The following is a 2415-nucleotide window of genomic DNA, read 5'->3' on the forward strand; positions in this document are numbered from 1 at the left end:
GTGGCTTAGGTAGGGACAATTCCGCACAACAGGATTATCGTGCTATGGAAATTCTCCCTTTTAATTCAACGCAAATTCAATCAATGTTAAAAAAACAACTGGGTGAGCAGGATAGCGCACTTGTTTTTAAATTTATTAGCAACAATCATTATTTATCAGGCTTGGCAAGTCGCCCTTTTCTGCTAAATAAAATCGCTGAAATTTTATCAGCATTAAAGCAACTCAAACACATTAATTCAACCAGTTTCTATCAAGCACTGATTGAGGATACACTCAGAAGAGATGATGAGAAACATGTATTGAGCCTACGCCATAAAAAGACACTATTGCAAGATTTGGCTTATTATTTATGGCAAAACAAAGAACAGGTTTTGCCCATTGATGACTTAAATGATTGGTATCAGCACTGGTTACACCAAGATGCAGATTTATACGCACAATACAAGAACATTAGTAATGCAGAATTAGAGCAAGATTTACGCAATTCCACTTTATTAGTGCGTTTTGCAGAAGCGGATTTTGGCTTTACTCACACTTCAATGCAGGAATTTTTTATTGCTCAAAAATTAACCAAAGAATGGCAAACAACAGGTTTAATGACTTTAGAGGAAAATATTTCAACTTTGACTCGGCAATTTATTTTGGATGGCATTGTTTTGTTGTCTAGCAAAGAAATAACCCGCTTGCATCAGGTGTTAATCCACACCTTGGAGCAGGCAAGCACAACGCCTGTTGCTCGCTTGGCATTAGACATTGTTAGCACAATGCACAAGCATCAAATATCTGTGCCAGTGTTTGAAGTGGTGCAATTAAGCCAGTTAAAACTGCAAGAAATAACCGTTTTTGGCTTAAACTGCCAACGCCTTGTGATTAATGCCACAGAATTATTTGCCAGTGAATGGACGGCAGTAACTATTGGCGAATTACAGTTAACAGCAAGTAATTTAAACAAATCTATTTGGCGTCATAGTCAGATACAAACGCTACACAGTGATTTTAAAGCAAAGCCCGACTCGGTGTTAACCTCAGGCTTGTATCAATGGACATTAACGCAGTGCCAATTTCTATTTCAATATACAGAACTGTCTGCACAGTTGGATTGGCATATTTATGAGGCACAGTGCAAAGTTAATGCTGTAAAGTCAATCGCTGAACTTAAAGTATTGGGTTTTATGCAAACTGGGCATACGGATAAAGTTTTGAGTGCAAATTTCAGCCCAGATGGCAAACAGATTGTCTCTGCCTCAGCGGATAAAAACCTCAAACTTTGGGATTTAGCAGGCAATTGTCTACAAACTTTTGTTGGGCATACGGCTGAGGTTTCGAGTGCAAATTTCAGCCCAGATGGAAAACAGATTGTCTCTGCCTCATGGGATAAGAGCCTCAAACTTTGGGATTTAGCAGGCAATTGTCTGCAAACTTTTGTTGGACATACAGCTGAGGTTTCGAGTGCAAATTTCAGCCCAGATGGAAAACAGATTGTCTCTGCCTCATGGGATAAGAGCCTCAAACTTTGGGATTTAGCAGGCAATTGTCTGCAAACTTTTGTTGGACATACAGCTGAGGTTTCGAGTGCAAATTTCAGCCCAGATGGCAAACAGATTGTCTCTGCTTCAGTGAATAATAACCTCAAACTTTGGGATTTAGCAGGCAATTGTCTACAAACTTTTGTTGGGCATACAGCTGAGGTTTCAAGTGCAAATTTCAGCCCAGATGGCAAACAGATTGTCTCTGCCTCAATGGATAATAACCTCAAACTTTGGGATTTAGCAGGTAATTGTCTGCAAACTTTTGTTGGGCATACGGCTAGGGCTTCAAGTACAAATTTTAGCCCAGATGGAAAACAGATTGTCTCTGCCTCATGGGATAAGAGCCTCAAACTTTGGGATTTAGCAGGCAATTGTCTACAAACTTTTGTTGGGCATACGGCTGTGGTTTTAAGTGCAAATTTCAGCCCAGATGGCAAGCAGATTGTCTCTGCCTCATGGGATAAGAGCCTCAAACTTTGGGATTTAGCAGGCAATTGTCGGCAAACTTTTGTTGGACATACGGATGCGGTTTCGAGTGTAAATTTTAGCCCAGATGGTAAACAGATTGTCTCTGCCTCATGGGATAACAACCTCAAACTTTGGGATTTAGCGGGTAATTGTCTGCAAACTTTTATTGGGCATACGGCTGGGGTTGTAAGTGCAAATTTCAGCCCAGATGGCAAACAGATTGTCTCTGCCTCAGCGGATAAGAGCCTCAAACTTTGGGATTTAGCAGGCAATTGTCTACAAACTTTTATTGGGCATACGACCTTGGTTTCAAGTGCAAATTTCAGCCCAGATGGCAAACAGATTGTCTCTGCTTCAATGGAAATTTGTATTTGGCAATTATCACCTGCCCAATCCTCTTGGCAATTACAACAACTAT

The 2415-nt window shown here is 40.4% G+C and carries 1 protein-coding gene; it reads left to right on the plus strand.

Going from position 1 to position 2415, the window contains the following annotated elements:
* Positions 1 to 2415: eIF2A-related protein (locus BBROOKSOX_RS10060; RefSeq protein ID WP_445013902.1), on the plus strand; the 2415-nt coding region annotated here is incomplete at both ends.

This window comes from bacterium endosymbiont of Bathymodiolus sp. 5 South, assembly GCF_900128535.1.
Classification (GTDB): domain Bacteria; phylum Pseudomonadota; class Gammaproteobacteria; order PS1; family Pseudothioglobaceae; genus Thiodubiliella.